The following is a 16,557-nucleotide window of genomic DNA, read 5'->3' on the forward strand; positions in this document are numbered from 1 at the left end:
ATTTCACAATGTTGTGGGTGTCGTCGCGCCCAGGGCGTCGGAGATCGACTTCACTCCGCCGTGTGACGTGGCCCCGCCGTCCACGGTGATCTCGCTACCGGTGATGTAGCCGGCACCCGCGCCGAGCAGGAATCGCACGGTCGCGGCGACCTCGTCAGCCGTGCCTGCGCGGCCCAGGGCGGTCTCGCCGACCGACGCCACCCGGAAAGCATCCGGCGCTGATGCGGTCATCGGGGTGTCGATGAAGCCGGGGTGCACGATGTTGGCTCGGATCCCCCGCTCGCCGAGAGCCAGCGCTGCGGTGTGTGTGAGCCCCCGCAGTGCCCATTTACTGGTGGTGTAGGCCACCGGGTAATGGCCGGTGAGCGCGGCGACCGAACCGATGTTGACGATCGACGAGCCCGGGCGCATCCTCGGCACCAGAGCCTGGATGGCCAGCAGCGGCGCGAGCACGTTCACCGCGTGGGTCTCGGTCATATCCGCGACACTCACCTCGGTCAGGCGCGCGCGACGCGTCACCCCGGCACAGTTGACCAGGCCGTGCACCGGTCCCGGCAGGGAAGCGGCCAGGTGCTGCCAGCCGTCGGGGTCGGTGACGTCGAAACCGCATATGCCGGGCGCCTGTTCCCGGTCCAGGGCGATGACGCGGTGGTCGGCGGCCAGTAGTTCGGTGATCGCCGCGCCGATACCTCCGGCCGCGCCGGTCACCACCACCACCGGAGCATCGCCGGTCACCGGGCCGCCGCCGTGAACTGAGCGCGGTGCGCGGCGCGGTCCCGCAGACGGGGTACGGGCAACGCAGCGGCTGGGGGTGCGGGAGTACCCACAGTATTGGTGAGGGTGCCGATCCCTTCCACGGTCAGAGCGACCACGTCGCCCGCTCGCAGCGGCGGCGGGTCGAACCTGCCTCGCCGCCCCCACAGTTCTGCCAGGCAGCCGCCGTTGCCGACGGTGCCCGAGCCCAGGACGTCGCCGGGCTCGATCGCTGCGCCACGGGAGGCGTAGGCCAGCATCGTCGGGAAGGTCCAGCCCATATTCGACAGCATGTCGCGCCCTGTCTCGACACCGTTGATATGCGCGGTGCACGACAACGACAGGAAACCCTCGGAATCGAGTCGGGGTGCCAACTCGTCGGCGGTCACCAGGACCGGGCCGAGGGTGTTGGCGAAGTCCTTGCCCTTGGCCGGTCCGAGACCCACCTCCATTTCCAGCCGTTGCAGATCACGGGCCGACCAGTCGTTGAGGATCGTGTAGCCGAACAGGTGATCGGCGGCCTGCTCGACACTCAGGTCACGACCGGCGATCCCGACCACCGCGGCGACCTCGAGTTCGAAATCCAGTTCACCGCATCCGGGCGGCGCCGACACCACCGCGTCCGGACCGTTCACCGTATGCGGGTTGGTGAAATAGAAATGCGGTGCCGCATACCAGGCTTCGGGCACGCCGGTCTGGCCCTGAACCGCGGCGCGTACACCCTCAACATGCTCCTCGAAGGTGACGAAATCCCGGATCGTCGGCGGTCGCAACGAAGCATCGAAGGTCACCGCGGACACCGGCACCGGCGGCGCGTCGGCCAGGATGTGCCGACCAGCGGCGAGCGCGGCGGGCAGACCGGAACGAACAAGGTCCAACACCGTGGTTCGGTCCGGGAACGGATGAACGTGATCGCCGGAGACGACCGCGGCACGCGTGCTGCCGCCGAGGCGGATGGTGGCGAACTGCATGGGCGGACTTCCTGAAAGCAGGGATGGTAGAGGTCAGAGGTCACACAGGCGGCGCGACGAACAGTCCCTTGTCGGGGTCGTTGAACGATTTCGCCGCGACGAATTCGTCCATCGCGTTGGCGGTGCCCCACTGGTCGGCAACGTCGGGCTCGGTGAAGTCGTAGAGATGCGGATGCCAACTGTCCTCGGCGAGGACCTCGAGTTCGGTGGTGTATTCCATCGTGTTGCCGTTGGGGTCCAGGAAATAGGAGAAGGTGTTGTTGCCCGCCTTGTGCCTGCCGGGACCCCAGATCTTCTCCACCCCCGACCGCAACATCGCGCCGGTGCCACGCATGTACTCGTCGATGCCGCGCATTTCGAAGGAGGCGTGGTGTAGCGAGGGATGCGGGCCACGGGCCACCGCCATGGAATGGTGCCAATTGTTGGTCCGCAGGAACCACATCATGTTGCCCATGCGCGGATGCATCAGGATGTCGGAGACCTGGAACCCGAAATACTTCGCGTAGAAGGCGACCGTGTTCTCGGGGTCGGCGGAGTTGACGACGACGTGGGAAAGTTTCACCGGAATCGGTTCGCCCTCTTCGACCTTGCGGTGTTCGCGCGCGGCGACGTCGGCGGAGATCTCGATCGTGCGTCCCTCGTTGTCGAAAAACCGGAACCCGTATCCGCCACCGGGTGTCGCCAACCGATCCGGCTCACCAATCAACGTCACACCCTCGCGTCCGAGTTTGTCCGCCAGCGCGTCGACCGCACGGGGACCCGCGGCACCGAAGGCAACCAGATCGAGGCGTTTCTCGCTGCTGCGGCGGATCCGTACAACGTACTGCTCCGGTGAACCCTCGGCGGCCAGGTAGGTGACCTCGCCGTCGTTCGCGACGACCGACAGACCCCAATGGTTGGTGTAGAAGTCCAGTTGCTTGTCGAAATCGGGCACTGCCAGCGCGACGTGCCGTAGGTGGGTGAAGGCGTATCCGGTCATCGGAACTCCGTTAATTGTGAGCGGGATCAGGCGGGGGTGGTGACGAGGGCTGCGATACGACCCATCAAGCCGGGCACGTCGGCGTCGGGATCGTGATCGACCATCCAGCGCCCCAACTGCACCGACGCATCGACAACGGCCTTCGCGCGGGGCAGCCTGCGCTGGGTGAATCGCTTCCACAACGCTTCACCGACCGGTTCGGTGGTGAGCAGCTCGGCCAGCACGGCCGCGTCCTCGAGTGCTTGAGCGCCCCCCTGCGCCAGAGTGGGCGGACACACATGCGCGGCATCGCCGATCAGCACGACCCGGCCCCGATTCCACGGGCCGTCGATCACGTGATGATCGAACCGGGTGTAGTTGATCGCCTCCGGATCGGTGAGAAGCGCGCGGACCTCGTCCCACGGACCGTGGTATCCGGCCGCCAACCCGCGCATCACCTCGAGCTGCTCGGGTTTGGACAGTCCGGAACGCTCGCGGGCGTCCTCGACGATGTAGGCATACATCGAATCGGCACCGGTCGGGCAATACCCCGCGATATAGCCGGGCCCGCCGTAGTAGAGATCGGTACGGGTGATCGAGGCGGGCCGAGCGCAGACCGCCCGCCAGATCCCCATCCCTGTCGGTTGCGGTTCACAGTCGATTCCCAGTGCCCGGCGCGTAGCCGAACGAACACCATCGGCACCGATCACCACGTCGTACCGCAGGCGAGCGCCGTCACCGAAGGTGACCTCCACGTCGTCGGGACCGACCTCGAATCCGTTGACCTGTGCACCGAAACGCAGTTTCGCTCCTGCGGCCTCGGCAGCCTCGTGCAGGATCGCTGCCAGCACCAGACGTTGCATACCCACTGCCGCGGGCAGGTCGGGGCCTCCGGTTCGATTGTCGGGGATCTCCACCAGCAAAGTCCCGGCCTCATCGGTCGCGCGGATACCCAACGTGTCGAATCCCCAGGCTCGCGCGGCCACCCGTTCCCATACACCGAGATCGCGCAGCACACGAAGGGCATTGCCCTGCAACGTGATACCCGAACCTATCGCGTGGCCACGGCCACTGGCCTCGACGAGGTCGACCTGCACACCCGCACGGGCGAGAAAGGTCGCGGCAGCCGAGCCGGCGAGACCACCGCCGACGACGAGTACCGACTGGACGGAGAGAGGGTGCATCGAATCACTTCCCTGAAGCAGCCCGCATACCCGGGCGATGTGGTGACGCACTCCACTTTGAGACCCACGCCACTATCAGGGAAGATGAGATTTCATATGCACGGCATAAACTTGAGTTATGGCATCGAAGAACACCGACGGAGAACGAGCAGAGCCCACCGCCCGTGCGTTGGCCAACCTGGACCTGAACCTCTTGGTCACTTTGAACGCCGTACTACATCACCAGAGCGTCACCCGCGCCGCCGAACACCTCGGCGTCACCCAACCCGCCGTCTCGGCGTCACTGGCAAGACTCCGACGCCATTTCGACGACGAAATCCTGCACCGGGTCGGCAACCGTTACCAACTCACCCCGTTCGGCATCGATCTACGCCAACGCACCCGCATGGCGCTGACCGGCGTCGAGCGGGTCTTCGCCTCACGAGCAACCTTCGAAGCCACCGACACCACCCGCGAATACACGGTCATCACCAGCGACTACACCACCGCCCTGCTCGGGCAACGGCTGACGCAACTCCTCGACCAACGCGCCCCCCACGCACGACTGCGCTGGCTACCCTCGATTCCGGATCTGGTCGCACGCGCCGAGCACACCCTCACCGCCCACGACGTGATGCTCGTCCCCCACGGCTTCGTCACCGACCTTCCCAACGAAACCATCTTCCACGACGACTGGATCGTGGTCTCCGACCCCGAACACACCCCCGACCCACCCACCGCCGACGATTTGCGCCGACGACCCTGGGTGCTGGTCTACAACAGCCAAACCGCATCCACCCCGGCGGCACGACGACTACGAATGCTCGGCATAGAACCACGCGTGCAGGTCGTCACCGAAAGCTTTCTCACCGCCCCGGCTCTAGTCACAGGCAGCGCGCGCATTGCCCTGCTTCCCCGCCGCATGCTCGACCTGCCCGTCATACACGAAGGGCTGCGCGCCGACCCCTGCCCCGTCGATCTCGGACAACTCACCCAAGCGATGTGGTGGCACCCCATGCTCACAGACGAACCCGAACACCGATTCCTGCGCACACTGATCCGACAAGCCGCACTTGAACTGAACAACGCAGACACAGCCCAACCGATCAACCAAAGCCCCCGGTAAGACTTCACGCTCGTCCGGAGCCTTCTTCTGCGCGCGAGCGGTATTGCCGCACATGCGATCTCGAGGCTTCGGGTGGATCGTATCGTTCTCCTCGATGACCTGGCGCGGAAACTTCGGCCAAGCCAACTACGTCGCAGCGAAAGCGGGGATCGGCCTGACGCGCACAATCGCGCTCGAGACCGCACGCCAAGGCATCACCGCCAATGCCATCGCACCGGGGCTCATCGAGACGCCGATGCTGGCGTCGATGAACGCACCCGCGCGCGAGAAACTCGTCGCCAAAGTCCCGCAGCGACGCACCGGTGCTCCCGCAGATATCGCCGAGGCCGCCGCCTACCTCTGCTCACCCGCCGCCAGATACGTCAGCGGAATCGTCCTGGATGTCGACGGCGGACTCGGAATCGGCTCCTCCATTCGCTGAACCCTCCGATGGACAGTCGACGTCCAACCAAACACCGACAGGAGTTTCTCCTGTACCGCCTGCCGACGCCCGCATCGGGCGTCGGCAGGCGGCGTCTACCTCGCCGACCTTCCATGTCAGCCCTCGGTCCGCTGCCTGCCTTCGACTCGCCTGCCGGCGGCGCTCACCGACCACAAGCTCGCCGACCACAACTAGCTTGCAGCCACACCAACCAGCCGTTGGAACCGTAGACCCGCGCAGAACCGTGGTGTAAGCCGGTTAAGCGCGTCGTGCGTGTTCTGTATCTATTCGTCCAGTTCAGGGCTAGTTCGGGCCGCGCGCCTGCACCCCGAGTTGGCCGCGCAGTACGCAGCGGTCGAGGCCGACATCGGGCACCGCTTCCGGGTGGATGTGTCCATGGCCGAGGTGATCGCCGAAGCCGCCACCCACACCGGGGCCGGGGCGGTCGCCGACTGGATCGACTGAACCCGCGATTACCCGCCGCTGCGACCGACTCCGGTCCGTTTCCTGGCACGCCCAGCCCTGGATCTCCACGCATCATCCGAACTCGTAGAAAGGCGAGAAACTCTGAGTGACAACGAGATCGACGCCGCCGATGACCCCGATTTCGATCCGTACATGCCCGATGAGCATCGAATCGAGGACGCGGTGAAGGTATACATGGTGTTCGAGGACGGCCGCTGGTGTCTGGACGCGTTGATCCAGCAGGGCGATCCGCTCGACGAGGTCACCGGAACCCGGTGCAGCTACGAGCAGCCCCGCGAGAATTGCGCGGTCTGCTCGACCCCGCAGGGCCTGGCCGAGGTCCAGGCCGCCGACCGCGCTCCGATGCCCAACGGGCGGGAGTTGCTGGCCGTGCTGGCCGCGGAGTTCGGTGTCGTTCTCGTCCCGGCCGCGATGGCAGGACCCGGACCCCAGATCACGCGCCTGAGCGAGCAGATCCAGCAACTCCTCGACAGGCGCAGCGAAGTCGACCAACTCGGCGAACAACTGCGCGAAGCCTTCGTCGCCGCGGTCGAGCTCTCGACCTACCTCAACACCCAGACCCGGCACGGACGACTGCACGCTCTGCGGGCCCTGATCGCCCACATCATCGGGAAACCCAACGCATGAGACGCCTCGCCGGAGCGGCGGTGCCGTGCAGGTGCCCAGAGTCCGCGTCCTCGGTCCTGGGTAGTGTCCATGTCCGCCATCACCCGCGGTGTCTGCATGGTGAGCCCCGCCGTTACGTCTGGTCCTACGCGGGCGCTTTGTACACCGGAAGTCTGGCCGACTACGGCGAGCACTTCGAGTCCCTGGACCCCGACGCCCGCCACCGGCTCGCCGCCACCGGGGACGAGCTACGCACCTGGACCGAGAACTACCGGCTGCACATCACCGTCACCACCACCACGACCGAGGACCACCGCGTGCTCTATCGCCTCGCCGTCACCGGCGAATGGGTCGAACTGCTCATCGACACCTCCTGTTGACGCCCCGACGCCGGGAGTTCGGGTCCACCAATGGTGTTCGGGTGCGCGACTGCGGTGCGGCGTCGTTCCAATCCCCAGCGCCGAGCCCCTCTCTGTCCCTGCCCCTATTCAAGGTCCAGTGTGAAAGGTGATCATCGATGGCTGTCAGAACCTCGGTGCCGGTACCCGAGTTCGCTCGCGAGATCCTGGCCGAGTCCCGGATCGAAGGCCGCAACCTGTACCTGCCCCAGCAACTCAGCCAAGCCGACTACCGGAAAGTCGATCGGGTCCTCGAGGCCATGGGCGGGAAATGGAACCGCCAGGCCCGAGCCCACGTCTTCCCCGATAACCCGAGCGAGATCATCGAAGCGGCCGTGACGCGTGGCATGACCCCCAACACCGACCGCAAGGTCCTCGAGGCGTACTGGGCGACCCCCGAGCCGCTGGCCCGCCTCCTCGTCGCAGGTGAGCATTCCGGGATCGCCGCTCTCCCGCCCGGCGCGCACGTGCTCGAGCCCTCGGCCGGAGACGGCGCGCTGGTGCGCGCGATCCTGGCCACCAACCCGGGCGTGGAAGTCACCGCCGTCGAACCCGACCGCGCGCGTGCCGCCCACATCGACTACAACCCGCGGGTCACCATCGTCATCGACGGCTTCGAAGAATTCACCGCGACCACCACATCGCGATACGCCGCCGTGGTGATGAACCCGCCCTTCGCGCTACCCGGCCGCCCGACCGTGTGGATGGACCACCTCCACACCGCCTGGAACCTGCTCGACGACGGCGGGCAGTTGCTGGCCCTCGCCCCCAACGGCTACACCTACCGCGCCGACCACGACCACGCGGCCATACGCGAACTCATCACCGCCCACGGCGGCCACGAACCACTACCCGCCGGGGCGTTCACCACCTCGGACACCGACACCGACACCGTGCTCCTGCACGCGCGCCGCCCCCCTCACCGCTGACACGCGCGGAAATCCGCAAGCACCGGTCCTCGGCGAGGACCGGTCTCCGCCCTCGATTCCGGCCCGGCCGTCCGGCCGGGTGCGTCCCGGGGCCGCGCCCTCTGCGAAAGGAACGACTGCCATGGGCGGGGGATCCGAGGGATTATTCCCTCTCGCAACGCTTTTCGACGACGATGCGATGCCTGTCTGCTGGTCGTTCGGAATGAGTAGACTGCGCCGCGGGGGTTACCCGCACTCTGCTCGATCCAGGATTCCGGCCACCGGAGTTGCTCGATGACCTGTCGAACCTTCTGGTAATGGTGGCTCAAACAGGTGACGAGTGGTCATCGACCAATGACCTTGTCGCGCAACATATCCTGCCGTTGCTCGCCGCCCGCCGGGTGCGTTTCGTCGAAGTCGCCCGCGCCGGACCGAAAGTCGCCGACGGGATCGTCGTCCTGCAAGACACCCGGTCCCCGACCCGCCTGCATCCCGATCCCGACGCCCACGGCTTCTACCCGCTCTCGGCCGAGCACCGCGCCAACGGGGTCATGCCCACCCTGTCCGGGCGTACCTGCTCAGCCAAGGCAAAAGGCCAGCCCCTAGATGCTTGGCGCGCAACATATTTGGGTCCGCGCTCCTACGTCCACGCCGTGGGCTATGCCGCCGAAGAAACTGGGCGGATCGCCCGCGATACCTCGGTCACCATGGGCGGGCGCCGACATCCGATCTACCCGCTGCACGCGGCCGGGATGACCCGGGCGATGAGTCAGGGCTACCTGTTCGGACTGTTCGGCGTGTGGTGGCCGCAAAGTTGCTGTAGGCAGTGTTGCTACGTCAGTGTTCCCAATTGGCCCGACCAGCTCGCCCGCTACCGCACCTATCCCGAGGAAGCCTTCAAACATCTCGTCGACGAGTATTGCACGCTGGCGCTCAACCACCGCAGTGGCCTGTTCGGGCCGGGCAAATCATTGCGGGACCGCCTACGTGCTGATGGTGCGGTCGAGGTCCACGTCCTGGCCGATGCGGCGATGGATGTGTGTGAGTGGGCGGTGTATCGGGTGCGGCGTTGCTACAGCGCCCGCGCCCAGGCATGGCGCGCGGTCGAGGTCGCCTACCGCGCCGAGCGCGCCGCAGCCGAGCGGTTCGTCTTCGAACTGGCCGATAGCCTGGGAATCGCTGTTCGTGTCGACGGTGAGCATTCCCGGCTCTGGCTGACCGTGCAGACCCAGGACTATCCACGCCTGGAGGAGTTCTTCGTCGCCGCGCCGAACACGATCATCCCGAAGAAACGTCCGGGTTTCGAAACCCGGTGGGGCGGACACGCCGACGAACGGCTACTCGCGCGCGAACACATGTGCCTCGCAGCGACAGTTGGCCAGTCTCAACGATACTTGGCCAACGAAGCAGCGTTGAGCCCGAGCCGATGCGTGACTACCCACAAGTCGTAGGGCGTGGGTCCGTGAAGCGGGGCGTGTGACAGCAGGGCCGTGAGGCGGTCGCGATCGGCTGAACGCAGCGCGAGCTTTGTTACGGCGGCTGCGGCTGTTTCGACGCTTTCGTCGATGTCAGCGGGCGACTCGACCGATATCACCGTCGTTGCGCCTTCTAGTCTTCGTAGCACGGCGAGGCGTACGAGGATTTCATAGGCCAGCTTGTCCGAGCCTGGCAAGCTGATATCGGCAGCCTCGCTCAATAATCTCTCAACTGCATGTCGGTGGCCGAGAACGAACCGGTAGCGCGCCAGTTCGATGAGAGCTGTCGCGAACCGGGCGGGTTCTGCACCCTGGCGTCGCCAGTTCTCGACCGCTTCTACCTGTGCCGCACAGGCATTCTCAACCTGCCCTCCCGACGCCAGCACTCCTGCACGGTTCTGTGCGGCTACAGCGGCATTGTTGAACTGCATGAGCTCTATGTAGAAATTTCCAGAGAGAGTGTAGTGAACAACTGCGTCATCGCACTCTTCGGTTGTTCGCCCCATCTCGAAATGCGCTATGGCCAGCGCAGTCGTATCATTTCGCCGACGCGCGACCTCGACCGCTTGCCTGGCATAACTATTGGCACTCGGGCCGTTCGCGACCAGCTTGGTATCGCGCAAATGAAGTGTGAGACGAGCTAGATTGATAACTATCGGGAAGAGACCGATGTCTTCGCCTCGCTGAGACAGCCACCTCTCGGCGTCCGACATCGAGATGTAGGCGGTCTCGTACTCACCGAGGTCGGTCGTGATACGCGTTATCTCCAATACCGAGCGGTAGTACCCTTCTACAAGTTCATGCTCGAGCGCGATTTCGCGGGCTCGATGTGCCCATCGGAGCGCCATTCGGCAAGCTTGCTCATCTACGTTGAGATGCGCAATGCGCTCAAGGATTGTTTCGACAGCCAATCGGACTCGACGATGGTGGAGCAGAGCATCGACTGTCAGTTCGATTGCGTCGTTTGTCGCGTCGAGATCACCTGTTTCGAGGTAAATGGTGCACAATCGGGCACATAACGAGTCTGCGACATCCCACCATCCGTGTCGGGTAGCAAGATCGAGCGCACGATGAGCGGGCGTGGGGTCTACCGCGAGGCTGTGATCGGCCCGATTCGAGTGCCCCGTCACCTCCTCGAGTCGGTCGTTCATATATTCGGCAAGGCGTCGTTCGAATTCTTCGATACGCTCGGGCGACTCGTGTCGTCGCAGCCGTTCCCCCGCGAACAACCGGATGAGTTCGTGAAGCTGGAACGCCCGATGCGACCCGTCGCGAGCGTCGACTCGGCTGTGGCTTTCACCGAGGCTCGCTTCGACCAAGGAGTGCAGGGTCAATTCCGTTCGGGCTGCATCGCCGTGGTTCAGCGCGAAGGAGAAATGCGGTGCGGCAAATACTTTTGCCAACGACATGAACTGGAAGGCTTCGCGTTGTGACGGCGTCAAATTGGCGTAACTGAGCAGTACGATCCTGCGTATCGCGTTGTCCTCGCCTTTGCCGAAGACATCCAGGCGCAAGGCCTCAGAGGCCAATGTTGTGGATAAAGTTCCGATTGTAGCGACGACACTGGGTCGGTCGTATCCTGTGAGCATCGCGGCAACGAGGTGCAGGGCGAGCGGAAGATTGTCGCAGAAGTCCGCGATCCGCTCGAGTTCGACTCGATCGGAGGGCCGCAACCAGGGGTTGACGGCTTCGAGCAGCTTCGCGCTGTCGGCTCGCTTCAGCTCCGGTACGTGCACAGCGAATTCGTGGCGGGCGAAGGGCTGGGTTCGTTGATGCGACGTCACGAGGACTACCGCGTCGTCGGCGGCTTCGATCAGCGGCGCTACCTCGTCACTGTCGAGGGCGTTGTCCAGTAGCAGCAAATACCTCCCTCGGCTCAGGGTCGCGCGAAGCCGAGCGAAGAGGGCTCGGTTGTCTGTCAGGGTTGCTTCGACAGGTTCGCCAGCGGCCTTGAGCAGGAGTGTCGCACCTCTGCGAGCGGTGATCTGGCGTTGGCGAGCGCGATGCTCGACATCGTCGTCGTTATCGGATTCTTCCAGCCGCGGACGCAACAGGTTCATATCCAGTGGCGGCAGCACGTCGTATCGGCTGGACAGAGTGTTGGCGACCTGCGCTGCCAGCTCGGATTTCCCGACCCCATGGCGTCCGCTGAGCCACACGACGACGCCACTGTCCGCCTTCTCGATCCCCTGCGAAATGCGTGAGACAAGTTGATCGCGCCCGTAGAAGTCGGCTCGACATTTCACCTTCACCGCTCGCGCGGCCCGCGCGTGTTCTTCTCGGCGAGTATCGGCCGCGGATGCCGAAGTGGATGGCTCGAGGGTGGCTCGGTCCCGGACGGGGTGTGTCGGTCGTGTCCGCTCGTGGACTTCTCGATAGAACTCCCATTGTTTGCTGGTCGATCGCGGAGCAGGAGCCTTGTCGGCAAGGTGGGTCGCGAAGGCATCCTCGGGACGGTCGAGTATCGCTGCGGCGATCAAAGATGCAGCGCGGGGGTCGGGCACAGCGAACCGGCCGGAGTGGATCGCCTCGGCCAGGCGTGACCGCAACTTGGGGAGCAGCGCTGCGCAACCGTATCGGTCGTCGCGGGTCCAATGGGCCAGAGCCAACCGATGCTGGGGCAGCCATTCCAACAACACTGCGGCTTGCAACCCGACCTCGTGCAACCGATTGCGCATCTGTCGCCCGAGCGGAGTCTTCGGTGCAGTCACCGACGCTACGATTTCGTCCATTACCTTCGACACGGCGGGGTCCCCGTCGTTGTCGTGTCCAGTGAATGCCGAATCGATACTGCTGAACAGATCCAACGCATACTGCGCCAACAGCGCACCACGCGGCATCGGCAACAGCAGCGGGGTCTCATCGACTTCGGCCGACGCCGACTCGGATGTCTCACCGGCGACTCTGCGCGCAGGAAAGTCGGAGGTGACGGCCTCCGTGAGCGAAGGTCTCCCGTCGCTCACGTCGGCCGCATCGGAAGCCGGTGTGACAGTGTCAGGCTTCAGATGCGCGCGGGGTTCGTGATACGCCGCGCGGCGCAGCAGCTGCCACCTGCGTTTGTCCGCGTTCCACCTGCGTTTGTCCGCGCTCGTCCACTCCGGAGAGACTTCCCTGTGAAGGCATTCGATGACAAGGAGGAAGTTGGCGTCGTCTCGCGGGACACGAGGATCAGGTCTGAACCACTCGCTGATCGTCGACACCGCCACCCTGCGACCGTGCCGGTTCCAGATCCACTCTGAGATCTGAGTCAAGGGCAGGCCCGTTGCTGCGCGGAGCGCTGTCAATTCCGAGACGAACCGCCTGCGCGCGGACTCGGCATCCGCGCCGGAAGCCTGGCTCACCGGATCAACCCTCCTCGGTCTCCGTCCGACTCGATCCGACTCGGACGACTCGGAAACCAGCTCCGACATGCACTTTCGACCCACGCTAACGGATCGGTGAGTTGCGCGCCAACGAACCCGAGATGCTTCCTTGTCACACACCCTCCGCGTGATCGAAGGCAAGCGAGTATCTGATGACCAACACCACCGAACCGAACGATTCCAGCGACGAGCCCGACCGGATTGTCCAGTGGTGGCATCGAGTTCGTACCCCCGCCCTCACCGCGACAGCCACCGTCACCGTATGCCTCCTCGAGGGCATCCTCGGAGAACTCGGTGCTCGCCTCGTCGACTGGCTATGTTGAGCAAACGGAGGTCAGTCACGAAGACCATTCGGACACATAGGATCACCCGAGGTGCGTGTTGAGCGAACGCCGCTTGACGTCTGCTGCAACAGCACCCGCGGTCTGATTCCCACGGTCAGCGCCTCCTTTCGTGCGCAGGGTCGAACTGTGCGTGTGCGATCAGGAGCAACTGTGGCCAGCGGGCTGGCCAACTGTTGCTGCGCGGTCTGGCCACTCATCGCTGTTCGCGTCGTCCCCACCAGGCACATCAACAGCGCCTCTGGCCAAGTATCGATGCGCATCACAACACACCGCCCTGCATGGCGCGGACTCTCGGGTCGCCGCCTGAGCGCTTGTTCCCGCTTCCCCGCGCCGACTGACAGTTTCGCGCTCCATACCGCGCGCGGCATCCGGGGCACAGCGCGCCGATCACCGTGGCGCGTGCGTGCTCAGCGGTGCGCCGACCTCTCCCCCGCTTCCAGCTCTGGATGCGTCCCGGGCTCTCAGGGCTGACGTGGGCTGCCCGTTACCTCCACGCAGAAAGGACGACTGTGTCCCCGATAAGGCATGAGTTCACTACAGAAGAGGCCCAAACCCTGCTCTGCACGGCCGCGGAGCTGTGGGCCTGTACCGGCGACCCCCACGACATCCTCGGCGAACACCAGAAGGCACTGCTGGCCCGCGCCCACGAACTGCTCACCGCCGAGGACCCCGTCAACGACGAATACCCTGCCGCCGGTCCGGTCATCGGTAAACCGGCGACCGCTTTCGTCATCGCCCACCACGATCCGGTCCCGTTCGCGATCGACGAGCCCGCGTTCGCGGGCTGGCTGGCGGTGCACGCGGACCGGGTCGAGGGCTTGGTGCCGGGCCGCCACGACACTGCGCCCGCGAGTGATCTGGTGGCGTTGTTCGACGCGGCGCGCGAGGCCGATGTCCTCACCGAGGATCCGCGCCTGGAGCTGTGCGTCGATCACGACGACACCGCCGGGCTGCCCGGGTTCACCCTCGTGCTGCGCAACCAGCACGGCAACCAGGACCGGCTGGGGTTGACCACCGGGTTCACCGAGTTGCTGTACCCCGACGCCGGGATCTGCACCGCCGAGGCGGCGCGATTCCACCTCGAACACATCATCGAGGCCGCCAACAGCGTCTTGCGCCTGCTCACCGGCCGTCCCCGGAACGAGGACGGGCACGAAAGTTCCTCTCCGACAACAGTAAAGGCAGGATGCTCATGATCACTGTCCAGGAACTACACACCTGGGCCGGCGGCCTCGATTCGTCCCACCACGTCGGTATCGCCGAGGGCGGGCTGACGCTGGTGGAGATCCCCGAACACGACCGGCTCTCCGGCGCCTACCTCGAGGTCGGCGGCTGCGACGCGGACCCCGACCCGACCGACCCGCCGACGGCGAAAACCCCCGGGGCGGTCAGCGCGGCACCGGATGCGGTGGTGGTGTCGGTCGCGGATCTGCTGTCTCTGGTCGGCGGGAGTCTCACGCGTGCCGAACTGGCCCGCGTGCAGGCGGCGCTGCGCAAGTCGAGCGTCGGTGACACCTTCAGCGAGGTGGTGTTCGCGGTGATCACCGCACGCCGACACGAACTCACCACCCGGCTGCGGGCGTTCTTCCATCCCGCCATGTTCACCGGCTACCTCGGCCGCGGACCGCTGGCGGCGGTTCCCGGCGATGACATCGGTCGGCTGTTCGGGGATATCGAGATCGCGTCGAGGCTGGCGGTGATGCGGGTGTGTCGCGGTGACGCGGCCCGGCTCTGTGTTCTCGACCGCGCCACCGACAGGTTGTTCGACCTCGGCGAGATCTTCGACGCGTGGCTGCACGGCGACGCGCCGCTGCCCGGGACCCTGACGCGGTGGATCGGTGACCCCGTCGACGACTTCGCCTACGACGAACTCACCCGCCTCGGCCCTCACGACTACCGGCTGCCCGACCCCGCCCCCGGTACCGACTGATTGCACACGAGCCACCCATCCCGCCCGGAGCAGATCACTCTACCCACTCACATACATGCTTGTATGCGCATGTCGACATCTCCTGGAAGGAGGTGGTGTCGTGTCGGCACTCACGATCTCCCACACCGCCGAAGAGGGCACCCTGTTGGAAGGCACCGACCGCAACGACGGCACCTACGAGGTCATGATGCAGGTGCGCGAGGCGATCGGGCATTGGCGGTGGGCCAGGAGCCTCCAGTGCTGGATCGTGGTGTCCTCCCGGGATCACCAACCGAAGCAGTACCACATCGACTACGCCGCGAAAAAGCTACGCGAGGCCGGATACACCGTCGAGGTCGACATCGACCGCACCGCGCGCGCCACCGCCGACGCCGAGACCGACCGCGCCGCACGCCAAGCCGACCGTGTCGAGGCGTTACAGGACAAGGCATCGCGCAAAGACGCGAAAGCCGACGCGGCGGAAGCGGCGCACCAGCGAGCCCACGACGCGCTACCTCCGTTCGGAGAACCAATCAAGATCGGGCACCATTCCGAACGCCGTCACCGCAACGCGATCGACAAGGCGTGGAAGAGCTTCGGGCGCTCGGTCGAAGCCGGGCGCGACGCCGCGCGCGCACATAATCGTGCCGAGTCCGCCGCTCACACCACCGAACTGCGGTATTCCCCACGCACGGTCGCCAACCGCATCGACACCCTGGAAGCCGAGCAGCGCGGGGACCAGCGCGTCCTGGACGGGCACACCCGCCGGTTCCTCGACGGGCGTGGCGAGGTGTATCAGACCCAGACCACAGGTCCGGCGACCGGTGAATACCGGGAGCGGGTGCTGGCCCGCATGGCCCAGCGCGAGCGCGATATCGCCTACTGGAAACAGATCCGCCGATCCCAGATCGATGAAGGACTGACTCCGGGCTGGGGGCGCGAGGATTTCACGGTCGGGGATTTCGTGCGCGCGCACGGGGCCACGTGGCGTCAGATCACACGCGTGAACCCGAAATCGGTGTCGGTGGCGAACTTTTCCCTGTCCCCGCTGCTGCTGCACACCATCGCGGCGAAGATGACCGGGCATCGGTGGATCACCACCGATGAACCGGTGCGTTTCCACGAGGTGACCGCCGTCATGACCGAGGCCCAGGCCCGCGAACGGTTCCCCGACCTCTTCGCCGACCTCGACGCGACCGGTCTCCCGGCGCGCCCGAAACGCAAGAGCGGCAAGACCAAACTGGACTACCGCCAAGGTCTCCAGGCCGAGCACTGGTCCTGGCACATCGACGGCATCGACTACGACGCGGTGTGGCCGCACCCGCCGTACTGGTACGCCACCCCACCCGAACCCATCACCGAACCGGGAGTACTGCGCTTGCGCGCGCGCCGCCGCCCGGACACACCCGTGCACGGCGACCCGGTGCAACTCCCGGTGACCGAGTTCGCGATCACCGGGCCGGTGCGCTGGCCCGAGGAAGTCCACAACCAAGTCCGTGCCCTGGTCGAGGCCCGCACCTACCTCCCCGCCGCCTGACCCGCCGACACCCCTTGCGGGCGACACCGGGCCAACAGCCGAGCCACCGCAAGATTCGCACCGCCGCCCCACCGAATCCGCTGTCACACAACACAACATCCCCGAGCCCGCACCAGATGGGAGAACCGTCATGCCCTCGA

General features: G+C 65.5%; 15 protein-coding genes and 1 pseudogene. 11 read left to right on the plus strand and 5 right to left on the minus strand.

The window, feature by feature from the left end; all coding sequences use genetic code 11:
- Window positions 1–3: 3 nt before the first annotated feature.
- From ABZS43_RS25400 to ABZS43_RS25415, 4 genes are read right to left on the minus strand one after another with little or no spacing between them, the layout of a single operon-like run.
- Window positions 4–735: an SDR family oxidoreductase gene (locus ABZS43_RS25400; RefSeq protein ID WP_355038458.1), complete on the minus strand. Its 732-nt coding sequence runs from the start codon at window positions 733–735 to the stop codon at window positions 4–6.
- Window positions 732–1,724 (minus strand): fumarylacetoacetate hydrolase family protein, encoded by a 993-nt coding sequence (locus ABZS43_RS25405; protein ID WP_355038459.1) that lies wholly within the window; start codon window positions 1,722–1,724, stop codon window positions 732–734. Before ABZS43_RS25405 ends, ABZS43_RS25400 begins: the two co-directional genes overlap by 4 nt.
- Before the next feature lie 40 nt (window positions 1,725–1,764).
- Window positions 1,765–2,703, minus strand: a complete 939-nt coding sequence (locus ABZS43_RS25410; protein WP_355038460.1) for a VOC family protein — start codon at window positions 2,701–2,703, stop codon at window positions 1,765–1,767.
- 26 nt (window positions 2,704–2,729) lie between these two features.
- On the minus strand, window positions 2,730–3,866 hold the full coding sequence (locus ABZS43_RS25415; protein WP_355038461.1) for an FAD-dependent monooxygenase: 1,137 nt from the start codon (window positions 3,864–3,866) through the stop codon (window positions 2,730–2,732).
- 118 nt (window positions 3,867–3,984) lie between these two features.
- Between ABZS43_RS25415 and ABZS43_RS25420 the strand changes: the two genes are divergently transcribed.
- The 7 genes and pseudogenes from ABZS43_RS25420 to ABZS43_RS25450 all read left to right on the plus strand — a co-directional run bounded on the left by ABZS43_RS25420 (window position 3,985) and on the right by ABZS43_RS25450 (window position 9,241).
- Window positions 3,985–4,971 carry a LysR family transcriptional regulator gene (locus ABZS43_RS25420; RefSeq protein WP_355038462.1) on the plus strand — a complete coding sequence of 329 codons (987 nt, stop codon included), beginning with the start codon at window positions 3,985–3,987 and terminating at the stop codon, window positions 4,969–4,971.
- A 25-nt stretch (window positions 4,972–4,996) separates the two neighbouring features.
- Window positions 4,997–5,392 (plus strand): annotated as a pseudogene (locus ABZS43_RS25425) (SDR family oxidoreductase); the annotation flags it as partial.
- A 333-nt stretch (window positions 5,393–5,725) separates the two neighbouring features.
- On the plus strand, window positions 5,726–5,857 hold the full coding sequence (locus ABZS43_RS25430) for a hypothetical protein (protein ID WP_355038463.1): 132 nt from the start codon (window positions 5,726–5,728) through the stop codon (window positions 5,855–5,857).
- A gap of 153 nt (window positions 5,858–6,010) precedes the next feature.
- A complete protein-coding gene (locus ABZS43_RS25435) occupies window positions 6,011–6,505 on the plus strand; it encodes a hypothetical protein (RefSeq protein WP_355038464.1) in 495 nt (164 codons plus the stop codon).
- Window positions 6,506–6,642: 137 nt separating this feature from the next.
- Window positions 6,643–6,864 carry a hypothetical protein gene (locus ABZS43_RS25440; RefSeq protein WP_355038465.1) on the plus strand — a complete coding sequence of 74 codons (222 nt, stop codon included), beginning with the start codon at window positions 6,643–6,645 and terminating at the stop codon, window positions 6,862–6,864.
- 137 nt (window positions 6,865–7,001) lie between these two features.
- Window positions 7,002–7,811 (plus strand): class I SAM-dependent methyltransferase, encoded by an 810-nt coding sequence (locus tag ABZS43_RS25445; protein WP_355038466.1) that lies wholly within the window; start codon window positions 7,002–7,004, stop codon window positions 7,809–7,811.
- Between the two features lie 296 nt (window positions 7,812–8,107).
- Window positions 8,108–9,241: a hypothetical protein gene (locus ABZS43_RS25450; RefSeq protein ID WP_355038467.1), complete on the plus strand. Its 1,134-nt coding sequence runs from the start codon at window positions 8,108–8,110 to the stop codon at window positions 9,239–9,241.
- On the opposite strand, the gene ABZS43_RS25455 is transcribed toward ABZS43_RS25450, so the two are convergent.
- Window positions 9,175–12,606: an NB-ARC domain-containing protein gene (locus ABZS43_RS25455; protein ID WP_355038468.1), complete on the minus strand. Its 3,432-nt coding sequence runs from the start codon at window positions 12,604–12,606 to the stop codon at window positions 9,175–9,177. The genes ABZS43_RS25450 and ABZS43_RS25455 overlap by 67 nt on opposite strands.
- Window positions 12,607–12,779: 173 nt before the next feature.
- Between ABZS43_RS25455 and ABZS43_RS25460 the strand changes: the two genes are divergently transcribed.
- The 4 genes from ABZS43_RS25460 (at window position 12,780) to ABZS43_RS25475 (ending at window position 16,417) form a co-directional block, all read left to right on the plus strand.
- Window positions 12,780–12,950, plus strand: coding sequence for a hypothetical protein (locus ABZS43_RS25460; protein ID WP_355038469.1), 171 nt, complete (start codon window positions 12,780–12,782; stop codon window positions 12,948–12,950).
- A 530-nt stretch (window positions 12,951–13,480) separates the two neighbouring features.
- Complete coding sequence (locus ABZS43_RS25465) at window positions 13,481–14,167, plus strand: hypothetical protein (protein ID WP_355038470.1); 687 nt, start codon at window positions 13,481–13,483, stop codon at window positions 14,165–14,167.
- Window positions 14,164–14,901 carry a hypothetical protein gene (locus tag ABZS43_RS25470; protein WP_355038471.1) on the plus strand — a complete coding sequence of 246 codons (738 nt, stop codon included), beginning with the start codon at window positions 14,164–14,166 and terminating at the stop codon, window positions 14,899–14,901. The genes ABZS43_RS25465 and ABZS43_RS25470 overlap by 4 nt, the downstream gene beginning before the upstream one ends.
- A 100-nt stretch (window positions 14,902–15,001) precedes the next feature.
- Window positions 15,002–16,417, plus strand: coding sequence for a DUF3560 domain-containing protein (locus ABZS43_RS25475; protein ID WP_355038472.1), 1,416 nt, complete (start codon window positions 15,002–15,004; stop codon window positions 16,415–16,417).
- The last annotated feature ends 140 nt before the right edge of the window (window positions 16,418–16,557 follow it).

Source organism: Nocardia sp. NPDC005366 (assembly GCF_040606855.1).
Taxonomy (GTDB): domain Bacteria; phylum Actinomycetota; class Actinomycetes; order Mycobacteriales; family Mycobacteriaceae; genus Nocardia.